Raw genomic sequence first — 22,798 nt, 5'->3', positions numbered from 1 at the left:
TCGCCATGGGCAAGGACAAGAATCCCCGCCGCGTGGCGGACAACGAGGCGATGGCCAAGCTGCGCATGCTCAAGACGAGCCCGCAGAAGCTGAACCTCGTGGCCGGCATGATCCGCGGCAAGAAGGTGGAGAAGGCGATCGCCGACCTCACCTTCTCGAAGAAGCGCATCGCGGACGACGTCCGCAAGTGTCTCCAGTCGGCGGTCGCCAACGCCGAGAACAACCACAACCTCGACGTGGACGAGCTGATCGTCGCCGAGGCCTGGGTGGGCAAGAACCTCACCCTCAAGCGGGGCCGCCCCCGCGCCCGCGGCCGCTTCGGCCGCATCGTCAAGCCGTTCGCGGAGCTGACGATCACCGTCCGTCAGGTCGAGGAGCAGGCATAATGGGTAACAAGGTCAACCCGATCGGCATGCGGCTCCAGGTCAACCGGACCTGGGACAGCCGCTGGTACGCCGACACCAAGAACTACGGCGACATGCTCCTCGAGGATCTGCGCATCCGCCAGTTCATCGAGAAGGAGTGCAAGCAGGCCGGCATCTCCCGCGTGATCATCGAGCGCCCCCACAAGAAGTGCCGCGTGACGATCCACACGGCGCGTCCGGGCGTGATCATCGGCAAGAAGGGCGCGGACATCGAGACGCTCCGCAAGAAGCTCGCCGCGCTGACCGACTCCGAACTGCACCTCAACATCGTCGAGGTCCGCAAGCCCGAGCTGGACGCCGCCCTGGTGGGCGAGAGCATCGCCCAGCAGCTCGAGCGCCGCGTCTCGTTCCGCCGCGCCATGAAGCGGTCGGTGCAGAACGCCATGCGCATGGGCGCGCTCGGCATCCGGGTGAACCTCGCGGGCCGTCTCGGCGGCGCCGAGATCGCGCGGACCGAGTGGTACCGCGAGGGCCGCGTGCCCCTGCATACCCTGCGGGCGGACATCGACTACGCGGGCATCGAGGCGACGACGCCCTACGGCATCATCGGGATCAAGGTCTGGATCTTCAAAGGCGAGATCATGGAGCACGATCCCAGCGCGCGCGACCGCAAGGCGCAGGAACTTCAGGACGGCCCGGCCCCGCGCGGTGCCGGCGGCCGCCGCGACGATCGCCCCCGCGGCGACCGGCGCCGGTAGGGAGGACAGATAGATGCTGCAACCCAAACGGACCAAGTTCCGCAAGCAGTTCAAGGGCCGCATCAGCGGCGAGGCCAAGGGTGGCGCGACGCTCAACTTCGGCACCTACGGCCTGAAGGCCGTGGAGCCGGAGCGGGTCACCGCGCGCCAGATCGAGGCCGCCCGCCGGGCCATGACGCGTCACATGAAGCGTCAGGGCCGGGTCTGGATCCGGATCTTCCCGGACGTGCCCGTGACCTCCAAGCCCACCGAAGTGCGGATGGGTAAGGGTAAAGGCTCGGTCGACTACTGGGCCTGCCGGGTGAAGCCGGGCCGGGTGATGTTCGAGATCGACGGTGTCTCCGACGCCGTGGCCCGCGAGGCCCTGCGCCTCGCCGCCATGAAGCTGCCGATCAAGACGCGCACGGTCCAGCGCGAGGACTGGCACCAGACGGCCTGAGCCGACTGGCACGAGACACAGGGGGGCGCCTTCGGGCGCCCCCTTCGCGTTTCCGCCCCGCTTGCCGGCATGCGGCGCAGGCGGGTAGGGGAGCGCATGACCCTCACACGCCTCTTCGCCACGCCCCTCTACCACGCCCGCCTGAGCGACTTTGGGTCGCCCGTCGACCCGGCCGAGCTGGAGGCGTCCTGCCTCTCAATCGCCGAGGACGACGAGGCCGGGCAGGCTTGGTGCGAGGAGAATGCCTTTCCGGGCTACACCTCCTACGCCTCGCTGACCGACCTCGGCTGGCGCTTTCCCATCTTCGCGCAGGTGGTGGAGTCGCTCGACGCCCACGCCGCCGCCTTCGCGCGCGCCCTGCATTGGGACCTGGGCGAGAAGCCCCTGCGGCTCGAGGACATCTGGATCAACGTGCTGCCCGAGGGCGGCTCGCATTCGGGGCACCTGCATCCGCACGCGGTGATCTCGGGCACCACCTACGTCGCCATGCCCGAGGGGGCGAGCGCGATCCGGTTCGAGGATCCGCGGCTGCCGATGATGATGGCGGCGCCGGTGCGGACCAAGGACGCGCCCGAGGACCTGCGCGCGTTCCACTACGCGCGGCCCGCGGTGGGCGACGTGCTCCTTTGGGAGTCGTGGCTGCGCCACGAGGTGCCCCTGAACCAGTCCGAGGAGGAGCGCGTCAGCGTCTCCTTCAACTACGCCTGGGGGTAAGAGGGCGGGGGTGCCGCCCCCGAGCCCCGCGGGGGGCCGGAGGCGGCGTTCGCCACGCCGCGGGGTGGTGCGGCGAAGCGAACATGAGCCGGCACGGGCGCGACGGCACGCACGGAGCCGGATCCGAGGCTGGCCGCCGCTTCGCAAATCCGCGCCGGGCTGTAAACCGCAAGGTGTGCTTCCCCGGGGAAGCGGTCGCCCTGCGGCTGAGTGGCCGACAGCGCCGCGGCACGCGGGCGCACTGCGGACGCCGCTTGCGAGAAAGCGCTTGCCGCGGGGGCGCCACTCGGGTAGGCGGCGCGCTCATCCAACTCCACCGGGCCAAGGGTGACCCCGACAGGGGCCTTCCGGTGATGTCGAGAGGAACAGGGCGATGGACGCCACGGAACTGCGGGGCAAGACCCCGGACGAGCTGCGCACGCAGCTCACGGCGCTGAAGAAGGAGGCCTTCAACCTCCGCTTCCAGCAGGCCACGAACCAGATCGAGAACACCGCGCGCATGCGCACCGTGCGCCGCGACGTGGCGCGCGTGATGACGATCCTCAACGAGAAGGCGCGCGGCGCCGAGACGGAGGCCTGAGATGCCCAAGCGTATCCTCACCGGCGTCGTGACCTCCGACGCCAACGCCCAGACGATCACCGTGTCGGTGGAGCGCCGTTTCAAGCACCCGCTGCTGCACAAGACGGTCCGCAAGTCCAAGAAGTACCGGGCCCACGACGAGACGAACCAGTTCAAGGTCGGCGACCAGGTCCGCATCCAGGAATGCGCGCCGAAGTCCAAGACCAAGCGCTGGGAGGCGATCGCCGAGTAACGGCGCCGCCCACTTAATTCGAAACCCTGGGGGCACCGGCTCGCATCGCCGCCCCAAAGGTCGGGAGAAACCAATGATCCAGATGCAGACCAACCTGGATGTTGCTGACAACAGCGGCGCTCGCCGCGTTCAGTGCATCAAGGTGCTGGGCGGATCCAAGCGGAAGTACGCCTCCGTGGGCGACATCATCGTGGTGTCGGTCAAGGAGGCCATTCCGCGTGGCCGCGTGAAGAAGGGCGACGTGCGCAAGGCCGTGGTCGTGCGCACCGCCAAGGAGGTCCGCCGCGACGACGGCACGGCCATCCGCTTCGACCGCAACGCCGCCGTGATCCTCAACAACAACAACGAGCCGGTCGGCACCCGCATCTTCGGGCCCGTCGTCCGCGAGCTGCGCGCGAAGAACTTCATGAAGATCATCTCGCTCGCGCCGGAGGTGCTGTGATGGCTGCGAAGCTCCGCAAGGGCGACACGGTGGTCGTGCTCGCCGGCAAGGACCGGACCAAGACCGGCGAGATCGTCTCGGTCGACCCGAAGGCGGGCAAGGCCGTGGTGGACGGGGTCAACATGGCCATCCGCCACACCCGCCAGAGTCAGGCGTCGCAGGGCGGCCGCATCCCCAAGGCGATGCCGATCGACCTGTCGAACCTCGCGCTCGTCGACGCCAACGGCAAGGCCACCCGCGTCGGCTTCCGCGATGAGGACGGCAAGAAGGTGCGCTACGCCAAGACCACGGGGGACGCGATCTGATGCTCGACCAAGCCGAATACACCCCGCGCCTGAAGGCCGACTACCGGGACCGCGTGAAGCCGGCCCTGATGGAGGAGTTCGGGTACAAGAACGCGATGCAGGTGCCGCGTCTCGAGAAGATCGTGCTGAACATCGGCGCGGGCTCCGAGGCCGTGCGCGACAGCAAGAAGGCCAAGTCGGCCCAGGACGACCTGTCCACGATCGCCGGCCAGCGCGCCGTGATCACGAAGGCCAAGAAGTCGATCGCCGGCTTCCGGGTCCGCGAGGGCATGCCGCTGGGCACGAAGGTCACGCTGCGCGGCGACCGCATGTACGAGTTCCTCGACCGTCTCGTGACGATCGCCCTGCCGCGCGTGCGCGACTTCCGGGGCGTCAGCCCCAAGGGCTTCGACGGCCGCGGCAACTACAACATGGGCCTCAAGGAGCACATCGTGTTCCCGGAGATCAACTTCGACAAGGTCGACGAGGTCTGGGGCATGGACATCGCGTTCGTGACGACCGCGGGCACCGACGACGAGGCCCGCGCGCTGCTCAAGCACTTCAACCTTCCGTTCCAAGCCTGAGGATCAGAGAGATGGCAAAAGAATCCATGATCCAGCGTCAGCGGAAGCGCGAGAAGCTGGTCGCCCAATATGCCGACAAGCGCGCTTCGCTGAAGGCGATCGCCGACGATGAGTCCCGCCCGATGGAGGAGCGCTTCAAGGCCCGCCTCAAGCTGGCCGAGCTGCCCCGCAACTCGAGCGCGACCCGCCTCAACAACCGCTGCCAGCTGACGGGGCGCCCCCGCGGCTACTACCGCAAGCTGAAGCTCAGCCGCATCATGCTGCGCGAACTGGCCTCGAAGGGTCAGATCCCGGGCATGGTCAAGTCGAGCTGGTAGGGAGGACACACGATGAATGATCCCATCGGCGACATGCTGACCCGCATCCGCAACTCCTCGATGCGCGGCAAGTCCACGGTCCGCACGCCGGCCTCCAAGCTCCGCGCCTGGGTGCTCGACGTGATGCAGGCCGAAGGCTACATCCGCGGCTACGAGCACACCACCGACCGCAACGGTCACCCGGAGCTCGAGATCTCGCTCAAGTACTACGAGGGCGCGCCCGTGATCCGCGAGCTCAAGCGCATCTCGAAGCCCGGCCGCCGCGTCTACATGAGCGCGAAGGACGTGCCGTCGGTCCGCCAGGGCCTCGGCGTCTCCATCGTCTCGACCCCCCGCGGCGTCATGTCCGACAGCAACGCACGCTCCGCCAACGTCGGCGGAGAGGTGCTCTGCACCGTGTTCTGAGGAGGGCCACATGTCTCGTATCGGCAAGAAGCCCGTCGACCTGCCCTCCGGCGTGGAGGCCTCGGTCAGCGGCCAGACGGTCAGCGTGAAGGGCCCCAAGGGCACCCGCACGTTCACGGCCACCGACGACGTGGCGGTGGTGGTGGCGGACGGCTCCGTCACCATCGAGCCCCGCGGCAAGTCGAAGCGCGCGCGCCAGCAGTGGGGCATGAGCCGCACGCAGGTCGCGAACCTCGTCCAGGGCGTGACGACCGGCTTCAAGAAGGAGCTGGAGATCCAGGGCGTGGGCTACCGCGCGCAGGTCCAGGGCAACACCCTGAAGCTGGCGCTCGGCTACTCCCACGACGTGGAGTACGCGATCCCCGAGGGCATCACGATCACGGCGGCCAAGCCCACCGAGATCGCGGTCGAGGGCATCGACCAGCAGCGCGTCGGCCAGGTCGCCGCGGAGATCCGCAAGTGGCGGGCGCCGGAGCCCTACAAGGGCAAGGGCATCCGCTACAAGGGCGAGTACATCTTCCGCAAGGAAGGCAAGAAGAAGTAAGGACCGGACACATGGCACTCACCAAGCGAGAGCTGTTCCAGAAGCGCCGCATGCGCGTCCGGAGCAAGCTGCAGAAGCTGGCCGCCGGGCGTCCGCGCCTGTCGGTCCACCGCTCGAACAAGAACATCTCGGCCCAGCTCATCGACGACCGCGAGGGGCGCACGCTCGTCTCGGCCTCGTCGCTCGAGAAGGATCTCGGGATCGTGGGCAAGAACGACGTGGAGGCCGCCGCGAAGGTGGGCGCCGCGATCGCCGAGCGCGCGAAGGCGGCCGGCGTCGAGGACGTGTTCTTCGACCGCGGCGGCTTCCTGTTCCACGGCCGCGTCAAGGCGCTGGCCGAGGCGGCCCGCGAGGGCGGCCTGAAGTTCTGAACCCGGCAGGGGGCCGCGCGCGGCCCCCTCGATGGTCCGGGCCCCCGCGCGGGGCACCTGGGCTGACACAGACGGGGCGGGGACCACCCGCCCGACACGAGGAGATGCCGCATGGCAGGACGTGACGACAACCGCGGACGGGGCCGAGGCCGCGACCGCGACGAGAACCCGGAATTCGCCGACCGCCTGGTCGCCATCAACCGCGTGTCCAAGACCGTGAAGGGCGGCAAGCGCTTCGGTTTCGCCGCGCTCGTCGTCGTGGGCGACCAGAAGGGTCGCGTCGGCTTCGGCAAGGGCAAGGCCAAGGAGGTCCCCGAGGCCATCCGCAAGGCCACCGAGCAGGCCAAGCGCCAGATGATGCGCGTGCCCCTGAAGGACGGCCGCACGCTGCACCACGACATCGACGGCCGCCACGGCGCCGGCAAGGTCATCATGCGCACCGCCCCCGAGGGCACCGGAATCATCGCCGGCGGCCCGATGCGCGCCGTGTTCGAGATGCTGGGCATCAAGGACGTGGTCGCCAAGTCGATGGGCTCGCAGAACCCCTACAACATGATCCGCGCCACGCTCGACGGCCTCCGCAAGGAGCAGTCGCCGCGTTCGGTCGCGCAGCGCCGGGGCAAGAAGGTCGCCGACATCCTGCCCAAGGAGCTGGGCCCGAAGGTCGACGGCGAGCAGGCCCCCGTGGTCGAGGAGGCCTGATCCATGGCAACGATTCTCGTCAAGCAGGTCGGCTCGCCGATCCGCCGGCCCGCCGAGCAGCGCGCCACCCTCATCGGGCTGGGGCTCAACAAGATGCACCGTGTGCGCGAGCTGGAGGACACCCCCTCCGTACGCGGCATGATCAACAAGATCCCGCACCTCGTGGAGATCGTCGAGGAGCGCGGCTGACCTTGCCGCCCCCATGGACGAACGACATCGACGCCCCGGCCGTATCTGGCCGGGGCGTCGCTCGTTCGGGGGCATGGCGCGCGCGGTCATCCGATATCACTCGACAACGGCCCCGATCGGTGGGCTTCGGGGCACCATGACGGCCGACACCCTCTCCCCATCCCTCGCCGAACGCCGCTCGCTCGCGATCCAGCGCTACGAGATGATGGACGCCCCGCGCGAGAAGGAGTTCGACGACATCGCCCGGCTCGCCGGCGCGATCTGCGAGACGCCCGTCGCGCTCGTCACGCTGCTCGACACCGACCGGCAGTGGTTCGTGGCCGAGATCGGCGCGGGCTTCCGCGAGATGCCGGCGGGCGACTCGTTCTGCCAGCACGCGATCACCGCCGACGGCGTGGTGGAGATCCCCGACCTCGCCGCCGATCCGCGCACGCGGGACAACCCGCTGGTCCACGAGGGGCCGATGGTGCGCTTCTACGCCGGTGCCCCGCTGCGCACCGCGGACGGCGTCGCGATCGGCACGCTCTGCGTGCTCGACGTGGAGCCGCGCCGCCTGTCGGACCACCAGCGCGAGGCGCTGCGGGTGCTCGCCCGTCACGTCATGGCGCAGCTCGACCTGCGGCGGCAGCTCAAGCTGGCGGACACGCTGCGGGCCGAGGTCGATCACCGGGTCAAGAACTCGCTCGCCACGGTGGGCGCCTACACGCGCCTCAAGGCCCGCACGCTGCCCAAGGGCAACCCGACCCGCTTCGCGCTGTCGGAGGTCGAGCAGCGCATCGCCGCCGTGTCGATGGTGCACGAGGAGCTCTACCGCTCGGGCGGCGAGGGCAACATCGACCTCGACGCCTATCTCCGCCGATTCACCGAGCACCTCGCCCGCGTCGCCCCGCCGGGCATCGCCGTCGCGCCCGCGCTGCCGGGGCGCAGGCTTCCGGTGCCGTCGCGCGTGGCGGGCTCCGTCGGCGCGTTCGTGAACGAGGCGGTGAGCAACGCCTTCAAGCACGCCTTCCGGGACGGCGGCGGCCGCATCACCGTGAGCCTGCGCCCCATGCCCGCCGGCCGCTGGACCCTCGCGGTCGAGGACGACGGCGCGGGCATGGGCGACGAAGCGCGGACCACGGGCCTCGGAATGACGGTGATCGAGGCGACCGCGATGGAGCTGGGCACCAAGGTCGAGATGCGCACCGGCTCCGGGGGCACCACGCTCGCCGTGGTGCTGCCCGCCGCCTAGAGGCGCCCGATCACGAGGCAGCCGAGGGTGCGGCGCAGGGCGTCCGAGAGCTCTTCCACCGTCTCGGCGCCGACGAACAGCCCGCCCGTCCGGTCCGACAGGCACTTCGCCACCGTGTCGCCCGCGTAGCGCTGCTGGTCGGGGTTGTCCCAGGCGAAGAAGTCGCGCGCCGCGCGGAAGCCGATCACGTGGACCGTGAGGTCCGCCGCCTCGGCGGCCAGCCGGTCCGCGAGCGCGCAGGGGCGCCCGCCACAGGTCTCGTTGCCGTCGGTCACCAGCACCACGATGGCCGGCGCGCGGCGGTGGTCCATCGCCTCGGCCGCCGCCTCCACGGCCGCCGCGAGCGGCGTCAGCCCGGCGGGGACCAGCGCCTCCAGCTCCGCGCCCATGCGCGCCGCGGCGCGGGGCAGGGGGGCGAAGCGCAGGCTCACGCCGCCGCAGCTGTCCGCGCCGCCGGGGCCGTAGACGAACAGGCCGATGCGGCGCACCCGCTCCACGTCGGCCATGACCTCGGCCATGGCGCGCCGCGCCTCCTTGATGCGCGTGTTCGCCCCCGTCTCCATGGTGATCTCGCCCATCGAGGCGGAGCCGTCGAACACCACCATCGCATCCGTCGCGCAGTCCTGCGCCCGCGCGGGCAGGGCGGCGGCGAGGGCGGCGAGGACGAGGCGGCGCATGGGCCACGTTCGCGCGGGGCGGCGCGGGGATCAACCTTGCACGGGGCGCGCGGCGCGTGTAGGGCCGCGCGGTCCCCCGTCGGGGGGCGCACCACACCCATGCCGCGTCCGGTCCATTCGCTTCGGGGACCGCGTCCGGCCACAGGAGAAGCGAACATGATCCGTCTCAACGACCTGCGCGACAATCCCGGCGCCACCCACGCCCCCAAGCGCCGCGGCCGCGGCCCCGGCTCCGGCCTCGGCAAGACCGGCGGGCGCGGCATCAAGGGCCAGAAGTCCCGCTCCGGCGTCGCCATCAAGGGCTACGAGGGTGGCCAGATGCCGCTCTACCAGCGCCTGCCCAAGCGCGGCTTCAACAAGCCGAACCGCAAGGCCTACGCCGTGGTCAACCTGGGCAAGATCCAGGAGTTCATCGATGCCGGCAAGCTGGACGCGGCCAACGTCACCGAAGACGCACTCGTGGCCTCGGGCCTCGTGCGCCGCAAGCTCGACGGCATCCGCGTGCTGGGCAAGGGCGCGCTGACCGGCGCCGCCACGATCACCGTCACCGGGGCCTCCAAGGGCGCCCGCGAGGCGGTCGAGGGGGCCGGCGGCTCGCTCACCGTCACCGCGCCCGAGCGCGCCGAGGCGGCGACCGCCGAATGAGCCGAGGCGGCTCGCGCCGTTTGCGGTTGTGGCGCGCCCGCGCGCCGCATACCTAAACCCGGGTTTTCCGCGCGCCGTCCGGGTCCTTCCGGGCGGCGCGCGCACATCAGAGGGGGCCATCCATGGCATCCGCCGCAGAACAGATGGCCGCGAACATGAGCTGGGGCGCCTTCGGCAAGGCCAAGGAGCTGCGCGCCCGCATCCTGTTCACGATCGGCCTGCTGATCATCTACCGCATCGGCACCTACATTCCCGTGCCCGGCATCGACACGGTCGCCCTGCGCGACTTCGTGGAGCAGGCCGCCGCGGGCCTCGGGGGCGTGCTCAACGTCTTCACCGGCGGCGCCATCGGCCGCATGGGCGTCTTCGCCCTGGGCATCATGCCCTACATCTCTGCCTCCATCATCGTGCAGCTCATGACGGCCATGGTGCCGCAGCTCGAGCAGCTTAAGAAGGAGGGCGAGCAGGGCCGCAAGAAGATCAACCAGTACACCCGCTACGGCACCGTGGCGCTGGCGACCCTGCAGGCCTACGGCCTCGCCGTATCCCTGGAGTCGGGCGGCCTGGCGTCCGATCCGGGCTGGTTCTTCCGCGCCGCCTGCGTGATCACGCTGGTCGGCGGCACCATGTTCCTGATGTGGCTGGGCGAGCAGATCACCGCCCGCGGCATCGGCAACGGCATCTCGCTGATCATCTTCGTGGGCATCGTCGCCGAGCTTCCCGGCGCGCTCGCGCAGTTCTTCGAATCGGGCCGCACCGGCGCGCTCTCGACGGCCGTGATCCTGGGCGTCACGCTGATGCTGATCGCCACGCTGATCTTCGTGGTGTTCATGGAGCGCAGCCTGCGCAAAATCCACATCCAGTACCCGCGCCGGCAGGTGGGGATGAAGGTCTACGACGGCGGCTCTTCGCACCTGCCGATCAAGGTGAACCCGGCGGGCGTGATCCCGGCGATCTTCGCCTCGTCGTTGCTCTTGCTGCCCACCACCATCGCCACCTTCTCGGGCTCCGAGACCGGCCCGGTGATGGCGACGATCCTGGCCTACTTCGGCCCGGGCCAGCCGCTGTACCTGCTGTTCTTCGCGGGCATGGTGATCTTCTTCACCTACTTCTACACGCACAACGTGTCGTTCAAGACGGACGACGTGGCGGACAACCTCAAGAACCAGAACGGGTTCATCCCCGGCATCCGGCCCGGCAAGCGCACGGCCGACTACCTGGAATACGTGGTGAACCGCATCCTGGTCCTCGGCTCCGGCTACCTCGCGCTGGTGGTGCTGATCCCCGAGGTGGTGCGCAACGAGCTGGCGATCACGGCCTACTTCGGCGGCACCTCGATCCTGATCATCGTGTCGGTGGGGATGGACACCATCCAGCAGGTGCAGTCCCATCTGCTCGCGCACCAGTACGAAGGTCTGATCGAGAAATCGCAGCTTCGTGGTAAGCGCCGGGGCGCACGAAAGAAGGGGACCGCTCGTCGATGAACATCATTCTGCTTGGACCGCCCGGCGCGGGTAAGGGAACGCAGGCGCGCCGCCTGGTGGACGAGCGGGGGATGACGCAGCTCTCCACCGGCGACATGCTCCGGGCGGCCCGCACCTCGGGCACCGAGATGGGCGCGCGCGTGGCCGCGATCATGGACGCGGGCGAGTTGGTGACCGACGAGATCGTGATCGGCCTGATCGAGGAGCAGCTCGCCGGCGAGGCCGGGCAGGGCGGCGGCTTCATCTTCGACGGCTTCCCGCGCACGCTCGCCCAGGCCGACGCCCTGGGCGACCTACTCGATCGCCACGGCGTGGGGCTGGACGCGGCCGTGGAGATGCGCGTCGACGACCGCGCCCTCGTGGAGCGCATCGTGGCCCGCTCGACCTGCGGCAGCTGCGGCGAGGTCTACAACGACGTGACGCGCCCGATCCCCGCGGACGGGCGCTGCTCGAACTGCGGCGGCACCGAGTTCAAGCGTCGGGCCGACGACACCGCAGAGGCGCTGACCACGCGGCTCATGGAATACTACAAGAAGACCTCGCCGCTGATCGGCTACTACCACTGCAAGGGCAGCCTGCGGACGGTGGACGGGCTGGGCGAGATCGACGCGGTCGCGCAGGCTATCGCGGGCGTGCTGGAAGACAAGTCTTGACAGCCCCCGGGGGGCCTTGACCCTCCACGGAAAGCCTCATAGGTGACCCCACCGCCGGGAATCGCGAGGTTCCCGGCCGATCTCTTTTCGCCCCCGCCCCCGCGCGGGCGCGGTTGTGAAAAAAGGGCCTGGCATCACGGGCCCGCAACGAACAGGACGGACACTCTTGGCACGTATCGCTGGCGTCAACATCCCGACGGGTAAACGCGTTCCCGTCGCGCTCACCTATATCACGGGCATCGGCCCCTCCTCGGCCAAGCAGATCTGCGAGGCCGTGGGCGTCGACCAGACCCGCCGCGTCAACGAGCTGTCGGACCAGGAGGTCCTGCAGATCCGCGAGCACATCGACGCGAACTTCCAGGTCGAGGGCGACCTGCGCCGCGAGACGCAGATGAACATCAAGCGCCTGATGGACCTCGGTTGCTACCGCGGCCTGCGCCATCGCCGGAACCTTCCGGTGCGCGGCCAGCGCACGCACACCAACGCGCGCACGCGCAAAGGGCCTGCCAAGGCCATCGCCGGCAAGAAGAAGTAAGGACGCATCATGGCTCGTGACACCCGCCGCGGCGCGCCCAAGCGCAAGGAACGCAAGAACATCGCCACCGGGGTGGCGCATGTGAACTCGTCGTTCAACAACACCAAGATCCTGATCTCCGACGTCCAGGGCAACGCGATCGCGTGGTCCTCCGCCGGCACGATGGGCTTCAAGGGCTCGCGCAAGTCGACGCCCTACGCCGCCCAGATGGCCGCCGAGGACGCCGGCAAGAAGGCCCAGGAGCACGGCATGAAGTCGGTCGAGGTCGAGGTCCAGGGCCCCGGCTCGGGCCGCGAGAGCGCCCTGCGCGCCCTCGCCGCCCTCGGCCTGCAGATCTCCGCGATCCGCGACGTGACCCCGATCGCGCACAACGGCGTCCGCCCGCCCAAGCGTCGCCGGGTCTGATCCGCCACCCACGACCGAACCGGGGCCGCCACCGTGCGGCCCCGTGCCGCCGTTTGACACTACCTCGAGCGTTCCGCGCGCCGCCCCGCACGGAACAGGAATGGAGGGACAGGGCATGATCCACAAGAATTGGCAGGAACTGATCAAGCCGACGCAGCTTGACGTCCGCCCCGGCAACAACCCGGCCCGCCAGGCCACCGTCGTGGCCGAGCCCCTCGAGCGCGGCTTCGGCCTCACCCTCGGCAACGCCCTGCGCCGCGTGCTGCTCTCGTCGCTCCAGGGCGCCGCGATCACCTCCGTGCAGATCGACAACGTGCTCCACGAGTTCTCGTCCGTCTCGGGCGTGCGCGAGGACGTCACCGACATCGTGCTTAACCTCAAGGGCGTGGCCCTGAAGATGGAAGTGGAGGGGCCCAAGCGCCTCACCGTCCAGGCCAAGGGCCCGATGGTCGTCACCGCCGGCGACATCTCGGAGTCGTCGGGCATCGAGGTGCTCAACCGCGACCACGTGATCTGCCACCTCGACGACGGCGCCGACCTCTACATGGAGCTGACCGTCTCGATCGGCAAAGGCTACGTCGCCGCCGACAAGAACAAGCCCGAGGACGCGCCCATCGGCCTGATCCCGATCGACGCGATCTACTCGCCGGTCAAGAAGGTCTCCTACGAGGTGCAGCCCACCCGCGAGGGCCAGGTGCTGGACTACGACAAGCTGACCATGAAGGTGGAGACCGACGGCTCGGTGAGCCCGGACGACGCCGTGGCCTATGCCGCGCGCATCCTCCAGGACCAGCTGCAGGTGTTCGTGAACTTCGACGAGCCCGAGGCCGCCCGCTCCGGGGATGATGCCGACGACCTCGAGTTCAACCCGCTCCTCCTCAAGAAGGTGGACGAGCTGGAGCTGTCGGTGCGTTCGGCCAACTGCCTGAAGAACGACAACATCGTCTACATCGGCGACCTCATCCAGAAGACCGAGGCCGAGATGCTGCGCACGCCGAACTTCGGCCGCAAGTCCCTGAACGAGATCAAGGAAGTGCTCTCGGGCATGGGCCTGCACCTCGGCATGGACATCGTCGACTGGCCGCCCGACAACATCGAGGACCTGGCCAAGAAGTTCGAGGACAACTTCTGAGCTCCTGCGCCCCCCCCCTGCGGGGGGCGCGGCCAATGCCCGCGATGGCGGGGAACGACCGGGCATGACGCCCCAAGGTGAGGGTCCCGCCACGCAGGGGACCCCGGACAAAGCACAAGACGGAGAACCCCCATGCGCCACGCCCGCGGATACCGCCGCCTCAACCGCACCCACGAGCACCGCAAGTCCATGTTCAAGAACATGGCCGGCTCGCTCATCGTGCACGAACAGATCAAGACCACGCTGCCCAAGGCCAAGGAGCTGCGTCCGATCGTCGAGAAGATGATCACGCTCGCCCGCCGCGGCGACGTCCACGCCCGCCGCCTGCTGGCCTCGCGCCTTCACGACGACGCCGCCGTCGCCAAGCTGATGGACGTGCTCGGGCCCCGCTACGCGGACCGCCAGGGCGGCTACGTGCGCGTCCTGAAGGCCGGCTTCCGCTACGGCGACATGGCCCCCATGGCGATCATCGAGTTCGTGGACCGCGACGTCGACGCCAAGGGCGCCGGCGACCGGGCCCGCCTCGAGGCCGAGGACGCCGTCCTCGAGGACTGATCCGTCCGCACCCGATCCACGCCACCGCGAGGCCCCGCCGATCCCGGCGGGGCCTTTCGCGTTCCGCACCGGCGCAGGCACGGGCGCAAACCCCGGTGCAAACCTGCATGATCGACAAGGGGTTGGACCCGAAGCGCCGCCCGTTCATTAACTGTTAACCAGTCCCCGGTGTATTCGGCGCAACGCAGAGTTGATCCGACCGCGCCGATCCCATCGCCCGAGCAGGCCGAGACCGCATGTCCGAGAACCGCCAGCAGATGGACCGACTGCTCGCCGAGCTCCATGCGCTCGCGCCGGCCGGATACACCGCGGGCCTGCGCATCCGCTTCGGCACGCCGCTCTACCTTCGCAGCACCTACCCGCAGGCCTGGATGGACCGCTACGCCGCGCGCGGCTACGCGCGGCGCGACCCGATCGTGTTCTGGGGCGTCGGCAACACCGGCGTGATCCGCTGGTCCGAGATCGGCCTGCCCGACCCCTTCGGCATCTTCGCCGAGGCGCAGGCGCACGGGCTGGTCTTCGGCGCGGTCGCCGCCGTCGGGCGCGTCACCGCGCGCTCCGTGCTCGGCACGGCGCGGTCCGACCGCGAGCACACCGCCGAGGAGCTGGACGAGATCGGGCACCTCGCGCGCGCGCTCCACGAGACCGTGGAGGTGCCTCCCGCGCTGCCCCCCGGCGCGCTCGAGGCGCTGCGCCTCCTGGGCGAGCAGGGCGGCCCGCGCGGCATGGATCCCGAGGCGTTCGAGGCTCGGCTCGCCGACGCCCGCGCCCGGCTCGGAACCCGGACCTCGGACGAGGCCCTGAGGACGGCGAGGGAATACAGGCTCCTCTGACCTCCTTCCATCGCGAGACGGACCGGCTCCGGGTGCTCACCAGATCACCAGGCAAGAGAGGATATTGCCATGCAGACGACCACGCTCTCGTTCGACAACCTTCACAGCCACGGCTCGCTCTTCGCGGATCTGCTGCGCGCGCGGCACCGCACCTTTATCCAGGAGGCCCGCTGGGCCCTGCCCGAGGCGGGCGGCATGGAGTTCGACCAGTACGACACCCCCGCCAGCCGGTGGGTGGCCGTGCACGAGTTCGGCCGCATCCTCGCGGGCGTGCGCCTCACGCCCACGGTGCACCGCTGCGGCATCTACAGCTACATGATCCGCGACGCGCAGATGGGCCTGCTGCCCGACATCCCCGAGGACCTCCTGTTCGGCGAGGCCCCGGTCGCGCCGCACATCTGGGAGTCGAGCCGGGTCTTCGTGTGCAACGACGTGCCGGCGAACCTGCGGATGCGCGTGCAGATGCAGCTGATCGGCGAGATGGTGCGCTCGGCGCGCGAGCTGGGCGCCTCCGAGGTGATCGGGCTGATCCCCGCCGCCTCGCCGCGCCTCGCCCGGCGCGTGGGGCTGGACTGCCGCCCCGCGGGCCGGGTGATGGCGATGGACGGGGGCGAGAGCGTCTGCGTCACCATCTCCATGCAGACCAAGATGCACTGACCGGCCCGGGCCGTCGGGGCGGGGCGGCGCTGCGGGCTTTCCGCGGCGTCGCCTCCACCATATATGGTGGAAATGGCCGATCTGTTCGACAAGATGTCCCCCGGCGAGACCGGGGATGCGCCCGGCGCCGACGCGCCCCTCGCGGACCGCCTTAGGCCCGCCACGCTCGAGGAGGTGGTGGGGCAGTCGCACCTGCTCGGCCCCGACGGCGCGCTGACCGTGATGCTGCGCGGGCACCTGCCCTCGCTGGTGTTCTGGGGGCCGCCGGGCGTAGGCAAGACCACGATCGCGCGGCTGCTCGCGCAGCGCGTGGGCCTGCACTTCGTGCAGATCTCGGCGATCTTCTCGGGCGTGGCCGAGCTGCGGCAGGTGTTCGAGACCGCGCGCAACCGCCGCGCCAACGGGGCCGGCACGCTGCTCTTCGTCGACGAGATCCACCGCTTCAACAAGGCGCAGCAGGACGGCTTCCTGCCGCACCTCGAGGACGGCACCGTCACGCTGGTGGGCGCCACCACGGAGAACCCCTCGTTCGAGTTGAACGCCGCGCTCATGAGCCGGGTGCAGGTGCTGACCCTGCGCCGCCTCACGTTGCGCGACATGGAGCTGCTCTGCCAGCGGGCCGAGAAGGCGATGGGCCGGCGCCTGCCGCTGGACGGCCCGGCCCGCGAGGCGCTGCAGGAGATGGCCGACGGCGACGGCCGCGCGCTCCTGAACCTCGTCGAGCAGGTCGCCGCGTGGCGCGAGCGCGATCCCCTCGACCGCACCGCGCTGGCCGAGCGGCTGCAGCGGCGGGCGGCGCAGTACGACAAGTCGGGCGACCAGCACTTCAACCTCATCTCCGCGCTCCACAAGTCGGTGCGCGGCTCGGACCCGGACGCGGCCCTCTACTGGCTGGCCCGGATGCTCCGGGGCGGCGAGGACCCGCGCTACCTCGCGCGGCGCGTGACCCGGATGGCCGTCGAGGACATCGGGCTCGCGGACCCGCAGGCGCAGGGCATCTGCCTGCAGGCCTGGGAGACGTTCGAGCGGCTGGGCAGCCCCGAGGGCGAGCTGGCGATCGCGAACGCGGTGGTCTACCTCGCGCTCGCGCCCAAGTCGAACGCCGGGTACGCCGCCTACAAGTCGGCGCTGAAGGGCGCGGTCGCCACCGGCTCCGAGCCGCCGCCCAAGCACATCCTGAACGCGCCCACGCGGCTGATGAAGGACGAGGGCTACGGCGACGGCTACGCCTACGACCACGACGCGGCCGAAGGCTTCTCGGGGCAGAACTACTTTCCCGAGGGCATGAAGCGGCCCGTCTACTACATTCCCGTGGATCGGGGCTTCGAGCGGGAGCTGGGGCGGCGGCTGGACTGGTTCGTGGAGCAGCGGGCGAAGCGCGGGAAGGGATGACGGATCAGGCACTTGCGCCGGCTCGGCCGGGTTTCGCATGCGAAACCCCGCCGCGCCGGGACGGGCCGGGGAGGGGGGTGCCCCCCGTGCACCCCCCGTACACCCCCCGTGCATACGCCGGGGCGCCGGTCCGGGGGGGGGGCGGGCCGATGCCGGGACGCCGGGCGCGCGGGCGGGGCCGGCGCCCGCCCCCCGGTTGACACGGGCGGGGCAGGGGCAGATTTGGCGCCCCATGCTCGCTCCAACCCTCCAGGTCGCCCTCGGCGGCGCCGTCGGCGCCGCGCTGCGCTTCCAGCTCGGCCTCGCCCTCCTCCGGCCCGGCTTCCCGGTCGCCGTGCTCGCGGCCAACGTCCTCGGCTCGTTCCTCATGGGCCTCGCGGTCGTGTGGCTGGGGCAGCGGGGGCTCGCCGCGTGGCAGCCGCTGCTGATGACCGGGGTGCTGGGGGGCTTCACCACCTTCTCGGCCTTCTCGCTGGAGGCCTGGACGCTCTGGGAGCGGGGCGAGGCGGGGCAGGCGGCGCTATACGTGGCGCTCTCGGTGGCGCTGTCGATCGGCGCGCTGGCCTCGGGCGTCGCGCTCGCGAGGTCGGCGGCATGAGCGGGGTGCTGACGGTGCCCGTACGCGACGGCGAGGGCGGGCAGCGGCTGGACCGGTGGCTGAAGCGCCGCTTCCCGAAGCTGACGCAGGGCGCGATCGAGAAGATGTGCCGCCGCGGCGAGCTGCGCGTGGACGGGGGCCGCTGCAAGGCCAACACCCGCGTCGAGGACGGGCAGCAGGTGCGCGTGCCGCCCCTGCCGGACGCCCCCGATGCGGACCGCAAGCCGCGCCCGCGGCTGGCGGAGCGCGACGTGGAGCTGATGCGCTCGCTGGTGGTCTACGAGGACGACCACGTGATCGCGCTCAACAAGCCCGCGGGCCTGGCCGTGCAGGGCGGCTCGGGGCAGGCGCGGCACGTGGACGGCATGGCCGCGGCCCTGCAGGGGAGCCGCGAGGACCCGCCGCGCCTCGTGCACCGGCTCGACAAGGACACCTCGGGGCTGCTGCTGCTGGCGCGCGACCGGCGCACGGCGGCTTCGCTCGCCGAGGCGTTCCGCACCCGCGAGACGCGCAAGATCTACTGGGCCGTGGTAGCCGGCACGCCGAGCCCCCGCATGGGCACGGTGCGCTTCGGGCTGGTCAAGGCGGGCGGCTCCGACGAGCGGATGCGCGCGGTCCACCCCCGCGAGGTGGACGCGACCGAGGGCGCCAAGCGCGCCACCTCGGACTACGCGGTGCTGGACGATCTGGGGGGGCGCGCCGCCTGGGTGGCGCTGGTGCCCGTCACGGGGCGCACGCACCAGCTTCGCGTCCACATGGCGGAGATGGGCCACCCCATCGTGGGCGACGGCAAGTACGGCGGCCGCGGGCAGGAGAACCTGGGCGACGGCTGGGGCGCGATGCTGGGCGGCGAGATCAGCCGCAAGCTGCACCTCCACGCCCGCCACCTGTCGCTGACGCACCCCGCGACGGGGCGGCGGCTGCACCTCACGGCGCCGTTGCCGGAACATATGGCGCGCACATGGGATATGCTGGGGTGGCGGGCCGAGGACGTGCCCGCCGATCCGTTCGAGGACGCCGATGACTGAGCTTGCGATACTGGACGTCGACGGCACGCTGGTCGACAGCCTCGGGGTGATCCACGCGGCGATGTGCGGCGCGCTGCGCCACGTGGGCCGGCCCGCGCCGGCGGCGCGCAGCGTGAAGGTGCTGATCGGGCTGTCGGTGCCGCGCATGGTCGAGGCTCTGATGCCCTCGGGCTCCGAGGAGGAGTGGGACGAGGCCACGGGCGAGTTCCGCCTGCGCTACCGCGAGGGCGCCGACGAGCTGGGCGGTCTGGCGCCGCTGCGCGAGGGCGTGGGGGCGTTCCTGGACCAAATGGACGAGGCGGGCGTGGGGGTGGCGCTGGCCACCAGCCGCACGGAGGCCGGCGTGCACCGCCTGCTCGACGGGCACGGGCTGCGCGGGCGCTTCCGCTCGATCCAGTGCGGCGACATCCACCCCTCGAAGCCGCACCCCTCCGCGGTGCGCCGGGCGCTGGCCGACACCGGCGTCGCGCGCGGGCGGGCGGTGGTGGCGGGCGACACCTCCTACGACATGGAGATGGCGCGCGCGGCCAAGGTGCGGCCCTTCGGCGTGGGCTGGGGCTACCACGACGCCGCGGTGCTGCAGGCGGCCGGCGCGCGGGCCGTGGCCGCGGACTTCGACGCGCTGGCCGCGATGATCGTCGAGGCCGGCCGGTGAGCGAGTGGAAGGCGCGCCGGTTCTGGACCGCGGCCGGCGTGGAGCGGGTCGAGGGCGGCCACGCGGTGCGCCTCGACGGGCGGCCCGTGCGCTCGCCGCTGAAGTCCGAGCTGGTGGTGCCCTCGGAGGCGCTGGCCGCGGGGATCGCCGCGGAGTGGCAGGCACAGGGCGAGGTGATCGCGCCCCTGACGATGCCGCTGACGCGCGCTGCCAACGCGGCGATGGACAAGGTCGCGCCGCAGCACGGGGCGGTGGCGGACGAGCTGGCGGGCTACGGCGGCTCCGACCTCCTGTGCTACCGGGCCGAGGCGCCCGCGGCGCTGGTGGAGCGGCAGGCCGAGGCCTGGGATCCGATGCTCGACTGGGCGGCGGAGCGCCTCGGCGCGCGGCTGGTGGTGACGCGCGGCGTGATGCCGGTGGCGCAGCCCGCCAACGCGATCGAGGCCCTGCGCGCGCAGGTGCACCGCTATTCCGCGTGGGAGCTGACCGCGCTGAGCGAGTTCGTGACGCTGTCGGGCAGCCTCGTGCTCGGGCTCGCCGCGATCGAGGGCGCGCGCCCCGCCGAGGCGGTCTGGCCGCTCGGGCGGGTCGACGAGGAGTGGCAGGCCGAGCAGTGGGGCGCGGACGAGGAGGAGGCCGAGCGCGTGGCCCTCAAGCGCGCCGCGTTCCTGCAGGCGGACCGCTTCCTGGAGCTGCTGCGCGCGTCCTGAGGCTCGGGTGATTCCCCGCGCCGCGGGGGTTCCGCCGCGTCAATCGGCGCGCCGTTTCCCGTCGGCGGGGGAAGGCTTTGGCCCGTTCCCCCCGTTCATCCCTTGACCTCCCCGCCGCCTGTGCGTTTCTTCGCCCGCAGTGGATCGGGGCTCACCCGGTCCCACGGAACCAGCCCCCCGCAAGGGGGCGCGGCCCAGGTGCGGGAAACGCGCCGGGACCAACAGGAAGAGGTCTCTATGAACAAGTCCATCCTTCTCGGCACGATGGCCCTCGCCGGCCTCGCCGCCGCGGGCGCCTCGGCGGCCACGCTCGACGACGTCAAGGAGCGCGGCAAGCTGAACTGCGGCGTGACCACCGGCGTGCCCGGCTTCGCCGAGCCCAATGCCGACGGCGAGTGGCAGGGCTTCGACGTGGCCGTGTGCCGCGCCGTGGCCGCCGCCGTGCTGGGCGACCCGACCGCCGTGGAGTTCGTGCCCACCACCGGCAAGACGCGCTTCACCTCGCTCTCCTCGGGCGAGATCGACATGCTGGCGCGGAACACCACCTGGACCTTCAGCCGCGACACCGACCTGAAGTTCAACTTCACCGGCGTGAACTACTACGACGGCCAGGGCTTCATGGTCCCCGCCGACCTCGGCGTGTCCTCGGCCACCGAGCTCGACGGCGCCACGGTCTGCATCCAGACCGGCACCACCACCGAGCTGAACCTCGCGGACTACTTCCGCGTGAACGGCATGTCCTACGAGCCCGTGCCGATCGAGACCGGCGCCGAGGCCATCCAGCAGTACCTCGCGGGCGCCTGCGACGTATACACCACCGACCGTTCGGCGCTGGCCGCCCAGCGCGCCGGCTTCGAGACCCCCGACGACCACGTGCTGCTGCCCGAGGTCGTCTCCAAGGAGCCGCTCGGCCCGCTCGTGCGCCACGGCGACGACGACTGGTTCGACATCGTCCACTGGACGCTGATGGCCCTGATCGCCGCCGAGGAGTACGGCGTGACCTCCGAGAACGTCGAGGAGATGGCGTCGGCCGCGGGCGACAACCCCGAGGTGAACCGCCTGCTGGGCACCGAGGGCGAGCTGGGCGCGATGATCGGCCTCGAGAACGACTGGGCCAAGAAGGCGATCGCCGCCTCGGGCAACTACGGCGAGATCTTCGACGAGAACATCGGCGAGTCGACCCCGATCGGCCTCGCCCGTGGCCTGAACGCCCAGTACACCGACGGCGGCCTGATGTACGCCCCGCCGTTCCGGTAAGGCACACCAAGGCACGACTTCGGGCGCGGGGGGAGACCTCCGCGCCCTTTTGCGATAACGAGGACGGATACGCCCCGCACCGGGTCCAGACGGCCACGAAGGCCGTGCCGCGCGGGGGGCAACGGGGATGACACGATGGCGAGCATGAGCGATCCGCAGGGCGCGGATGGCCGGCCGGGGGGCTTCCGCCTCGGCCAGTTGATCAACGACACGCGATACCGCAGCTACACCTTCCAGATCGTCGCGCTCCTGGCGCTGATCGTCGCCTTCTCGTGGCTGGTGGCGAACCTCTTCGCCAACCTCTCGGCCCAGGGCCAGAACATCTCGTGGGACTTCCTGCTCTCGCCGGCGGGCTACGACATCAACCAGCAGCCGATCCCCTACGACAGCCAGGACACCCACCTGCGCGCCACCGTGATCGGGGCGATGAACACCATCATCGTCGCCTTCCTGGCCTGCCTCACCGCCACCGTCTTCGGCGTGATCGCGGGCGTCGCCCGCCTGTCGAAGAACTGGATCATCTCGAAGCTGATGGCCGTCTACGTGGAGATGTTCCGCAACATCCCCGTGCTGATCTGGATCCTCATCATCTTCACGGTCACCGCCAACATCTTCCCCCAGCCGCGCGACTTCCGCGGCGAGGAGGCCACCGCCTCCATGATCGGCGGGCTGGCCGCCGTCACCAACCGCGGCGTCTACGTGCCTGCCCCCTACTTCACGAACGGCATCGGCGCCCAGGAGATCGAGGCCGGCACCGAGATCACCATCGCCAACGGGGCCTCGGGCCTGAACTGGCTCGTGGTGCTCGGCGTGCTCGTCGGCTCGCTCATTGCGGCCCGCGCGCTGACGCGCTGGGCGGACCACAGGCAGGAGGCGACCGGCGTGCGGCCCGCCACCCTGTGGCCCCGGCTGGCGATCTGGATCGTGCCGATCGCCGTGACGCTCTGGGTGCTGGGCCTGCACTGGGACGTGCCCGAGCTGCGCGGCTTCAACTTCCAGGGCGGCCTGCTCGCCCGCAACTCGCTGATCGCGCTGTGGTTCGCGCTGTCGGTCTACACCGGCGCCTTCATCGCCGAGAACGTGCGCGCGGGCATCCTGGCCATCTCCAAGGGCCAGACCGAGGCCGCCGCCGCCCTCGGCCTGCGGCCGCGCCGGATCATGAACCTCGTGGTGCTGCCCCAGGCGCTGCGGGTCATCATCCCGCCGCTGATCTCGCAGTACCTCAACATCACCAAGAACACGTCGCTCGCCATCGCCGTGGGCTACATGGACCTGACCGGCACGCTGGGGGGCATCACGCTGAACCAGACCGGCCGGGCGCTGGAATGCGTGCTCCTGCTGATGCTGTTCTACCTGACGTTCAGCCTCGCGATCTCGGCGATCATGAACGTCTACAACAACTCCGTCCGCCTGAAGGAGCGTTGA

Annotated in this window: 33 protein-coding genes; 32 read left to right on the top strand and 1 reads right to left on the bottom strand. The window is 70.7% G+C overall.

The window, feature by feature from the left end; genetic code table 11:
• The first annotated feature begins 5 nt into the window (after positions 1-5).
• From rplV to K3554_RS14855, 16 genes are all read left to right on the top strand, one after another.
• Positions 6-386, top strand: coding sequence for a 50S ribosomal protein L22 (rplV, locus tag K3554_RS14930; RefSeq protein WP_259941659.1), 381 nt, complete (start codon positions 6-8; stop codon positions 384-386).
• Complete coding sequence (gene rpsC, locus K3554_RS14925; RefSeq protein WP_259941657.1) at positions 386-1,123, top strand: 30S ribosomal protein S3; 738 nt, start codon at positions 386-388, stop codon at positions 1,121-1,123. Before rplV ends, rpsC begins: the two co-directional genes overlap by 1 nt.
• Positions 1,124-1,136: 13 nt before the next feature.
• Complete coding sequence (gene rplP / locus K3554_RS14920; protein ID WP_259941655.1) at positions 1,137-1,562, top strand: 50S ribosomal protein L16; 426 nt, start codon at positions 1,137-1,139, stop codon at positions 1,560-1,562.
• 96 nt (positions 1,563-1,658) lie between these two features.
• Positions 1,659-2,276, top strand: a complete 618-nt coding sequence (locus K3554_RS14915; protein WP_259941653.1) for a TIGR02466 family protein — start codon at positions 1,659-1,661, stop codon at positions 2,274-2,276.
• 373 nt (positions 2,277-2,649) lie between these two features.
• Positions 2,650-2,856: a 50S ribosomal protein L29 gene (rpmC, locus tag K3554_RS14910; RefSeq protein WP_259941652.1), complete on the top strand. Its 207-nt coding sequence runs from the start codon at positions 2,650-2,652 to the stop codon at positions 2,854-2,856.
• A 1-nt stretch (position 2,857) separates the two neighbouring features.
• Positions 2,858-3,088 carry a 30S ribosomal protein S17 gene (rpsQ, locus tag K3554_RS14905; protein ID WP_259941651.1) on the top strand — a complete coding sequence of 77 codons (231 nt, stop codon included), beginning with the start codon at positions 2,858-2,860 and terminating at the stop codon, positions 3,086-3,088.
• A 73-nt stretch (positions 3,089-3,161) separates the two neighbouring features.
• Positions 3,162-3,530: a 50S ribosomal protein L14 gene (gene rplN / locus K3554_RS14900; protein WP_007118848.1), complete on the top strand. Its 369-nt coding sequence runs from the start codon at positions 3,162-3,164 to the stop codon at positions 3,528-3,530.
• The gene (gene rplX, locus K3554_RS14895) at positions 3,530-3,835 is read left to right on the top strand and encodes a 50S ribosomal protein L24 (protein ID WP_259941649.1); all 306 of its coding nucleotides are present in this window, start codon (positions 3,530-3,532) and stop codon (positions 3,833-3,835) included. The genes rplN and rplX overlap by 1 nt, the downstream gene beginning before the upstream one ends.
• A complete protein-coding gene (gene rplE / locus K3554_RS14890) occupies positions 3,835-4,398 on the top strand; it encodes a 50S ribosomal protein L5 (protein ID WP_259941648.1) in 564 nt (187 codons plus the stop codon). Before rplX ends, rplE begins: the two co-directional genes overlap by 1 nt.
• An 11-nt stretch (positions 4,399-4,409) precedes the next feature.
• Positions 4,410-4,715 carry a 30S ribosomal protein S14 gene (rpsN, locus tag K3554_RS14885; protein ID WP_259941646.1) on the top strand — a complete coding sequence of 102 codons (306 nt, stop codon included), beginning with the start codon at positions 4,410-4,412 and terminating at the stop codon, positions 4,713-4,715.
• Positions 4,716-4,727: 12 nt separating this feature from the next.
• The gene (gene rpsH / locus K3554_RS14880; protein ID WP_259941644.1) at positions 4,728-5,120 is read left to right on the top strand and encodes a 30S ribosomal protein S8; all 393 of its coding nucleotides are present in this window, start codon (positions 4,728-4,730) and stop codon (positions 5,118-5,120) included.
• Positions 5,121-5,130: 10 nt separating this feature from the next.
• Positions 5,131-5,664 (top strand): 50S ribosomal protein L6, encoded by a 534-nt coding sequence (gene rplF, locus K3554_RS14875; RefSeq protein ID WP_259941642.1) that lies wholly within the window; start codon positions 5,131-5,133, stop codon positions 5,662-5,664.
• A gap of 11 nt (positions 5,665-5,675) precedes the next feature.
• Entirely contained in the window at positions 5,676-6,035 is a 360-nt protein-coding gene (gene rplR, locus K3554_RS14870; protein WP_259941639.1) for a 50S ribosomal protein L18, read from the top strand.
• Positions 6,036-6,146: 111 nt separating this feature from the next.
• On the top strand, positions 6,147-6,737 hold the full coding sequence (rpsE, locus tag K3554_RS14865; protein WP_259941637.1) for a 30S ribosomal protein S5: 591 nt from the start codon (positions 6,147-6,149) through the stop codon (positions 6,735-6,737).
• Positions 6,738-6,740: 3 nt separating this feature from the next.
• The gene (gene rpmD, locus K3554_RS14860) at positions 6,741-6,926 is read left to right on the top strand and encodes a 50S ribosomal protein L30 (RefSeq protein WP_259941635.1); all 186 of its coding nucleotides are present in this window, start codon (positions 6,741-6,743) and stop codon (positions 6,924-6,926) included.
• A gap of 136 nt (positions 6,927-7,062) precedes the next feature.
• Positions 7,063-8,157, top strand: a complete 1,095-nt coding sequence (locus K3554_RS14855) for a sensor histidine kinase (protein WP_259941634.1) — start codon at positions 7,063-7,065, stop codon at positions 8,155-8,157.
• Here the strand turns inward: K3554_RS14855 and K3554_RS14850 are convergent.
• Positions 8,154-8,834, bottom strand: coding sequence for a VWA domain-containing protein (locus K3554_RS14850; protein ID WP_259941631.1), 681 nt, complete (start codon positions 8,832-8,834; stop codon positions 8,154-8,156). The genes K3554_RS14855 and K3554_RS14850 overlap by 4 nt on opposite strands.
• 156 nt (positions 8,835-8,990) lie before the next feature.
• On the opposite strand from K3554_RS14850, the gene rplO reads away from it, so the two are divergent.
• The 16 genes from rplO to K3554_RS14770 all read left to right on the top strand — a co-directional run bounded on the left by rplO (position 8,991) and on the right by K3554_RS14770 (position 22,798).
• On the top strand, positions 8,991-9,479 hold the full coding sequence (gene rplO, locus K3554_RS14845) for a 50S ribosomal protein L15 (protein ID WP_409197322.1): 489 nt from the start codon (positions 8,991-8,993) through the stop codon (positions 9,477-9,479).
• Between the two features lie 122 nt (positions 9,480-9,601).
• Entirely contained in the window at positions 9,602-10,963 is a 1,362-nt protein-coding gene (gene secY, locus K3554_RS14840; protein ID WP_259941628.1) for a preprotein translocase subunit SecY, read from the top strand.
• Positions 10,960-11,616 (top strand): adenylate kinase, encoded by a 657-nt coding sequence (locus K3554_RS14835; protein WP_259941625.1) that lies wholly within the window; start codon positions 10,960-10,962, stop codon positions 11,614-11,616. The genes secY and K3554_RS14835 overlap by 4 nt, the downstream gene beginning before the upstream one ends.
• Positions 11,617-11,782: 166 nt before the next feature.
• A complete protein-coding gene (rpsM, locus tag K3554_RS14830) occupies positions 11,783-12,151 on the top strand; it encodes a 30S ribosomal protein S13 (RefSeq protein WP_259941622.1) in 369 nt (122 codons plus the stop codon).
• A gap of 9 nt (positions 12,152-12,160) precedes the next feature.
• Positions 12,161-12,556, top strand: coding sequence for a 30S ribosomal protein S11 (gene rpsK, locus K3554_RS14825; protein ID WP_259941621.1), 396 nt, complete (start codon positions 12,161-12,163; stop codon positions 12,554-12,556).
• A 115-nt stretch (positions 12,557-12,671) separates the two neighbouring features.
• Entirely contained in the window at positions 12,672-13,688 is a 1,017-nt protein-coding gene (locus K3554_RS14820; protein ID WP_259941620.1) for a DNA-directed RNA polymerase subunit alpha, read from the top strand.
• 132 nt (positions 13,689-13,820) lie between these two features.
• A complete protein-coding gene (gene rplQ / locus K3554_RS14815; RefSeq protein ID WP_259941618.1) occupies positions 13,821-14,243 on the top strand; it encodes a 50S ribosomal protein L17 in 423 nt (140 codons plus the stop codon).
• Positions 14,244-14,479: 236 nt separating this feature from the next.
• Positions 14,480-15,076, top strand: a complete 597-nt coding sequence (locus K3554_RS14810; protein WP_259941616.1) for an autoinducer binding domain-containing protein — start codon at positions 14,480-14,482, stop codon at positions 15,074-15,076.
• Between the two features lie 69 nt (positions 15,077-15,145).
• Positions 15,146-15,733, top strand: a complete 588-nt coding sequence (locus tag K3554_RS14805) for an acyl-homoserine-lactone synthase (RefSeq protein ID WP_259941615.1) — start codon at positions 15,146-15,148, stop codon at positions 15,731-15,733.
• A gap of 72 nt (positions 15,734-15,805) precedes the next feature.
• Positions 15,806-17,125, top strand: a complete 1,320-nt coding sequence (locus tag K3554_RS14800) for a replication-associated recombination protein A (protein ID WP_259941613.1) — start codon at positions 15,806-15,808, stop codon at positions 17,123-17,125.
• Between the two features lie 232 nt (positions 17,126-17,357).
• A complete protein-coding gene (locus K3554_RS14795) occupies positions 17,358-17,723 on the top strand; it encodes a CrcB family protein (RefSeq protein ID WP_259941611.1) in 366 nt (121 codons plus the stop codon).
• The gene (locus K3554_RS14790) at positions 17,720-18,751 is read left to right on the top strand and encodes an RluA family pseudouridine synthase (protein WP_259941608.1); all 1,032 of its coding nucleotides are present in this window, start codon (positions 17,720-17,722) and stop codon (positions 18,749-18,751) included. Before K3554_RS14795 ends, K3554_RS14790 begins: the two co-directional genes overlap by 4 nt.
• Positions 18,744-19,406 (top strand): HAD hydrolase-like protein, encoded by a 663-nt coding sequence (locus K3554_RS14785; RefSeq protein ID WP_259941606.1) that lies wholly within the window; start codon positions 18,744-18,746, stop codon positions 19,404-19,406. The genes K3554_RS14790 and K3554_RS14785 overlap by 8 nt, the downstream gene beginning before the upstream one ends.
• Entirely contained in the window at positions 19,403-20,116 is a 714-nt protein-coding gene (locus tag K3554_RS14780) for an ATP12 family chaperone protein (RefSeq protein ID WP_259941602.1), read from the top strand. The genes K3554_RS14785 and K3554_RS14780 overlap by 4 nt, the downstream gene beginning before the upstream one ends.
• 237 nt (positions 20,117-20,353) lie before the next feature.
• Positions 20,354-21,373, top strand: a complete 1,020-nt coding sequence (locus tag K3554_RS14775) for an amino acid ABC transporter substrate-binding protein (protein ID WP_259941600.1) — start codon at positions 20,354-20,356, stop codon at positions 21,371-21,373.
• Between the two features lie 135 nt (positions 21,374-21,508).
• Positions 21,509-22,798, top strand: coding sequence for an amino acid ABC transporter permease (locus K3554_RS14770; RefSeq protein ID WP_259941598.1), 1,290 nt, complete (start codon positions 21,509-21,511; stop codon positions 22,796-22,798).

The organism is Jannaschia sp. W003 (assembly GCF_025144335.1).
In the GTDB taxonomy this organism is placed as follows: Bacteria; Pseudomonadota; Alphaproteobacteria; order Rhodobacterales; family Rhodobacteraceae; genus Jannaschia.
The sequence above is the reverse complement of the archived record's forward strand: the minus strand, read 5'-3'. Positions and strand labels throughout refer to the sequence as shown.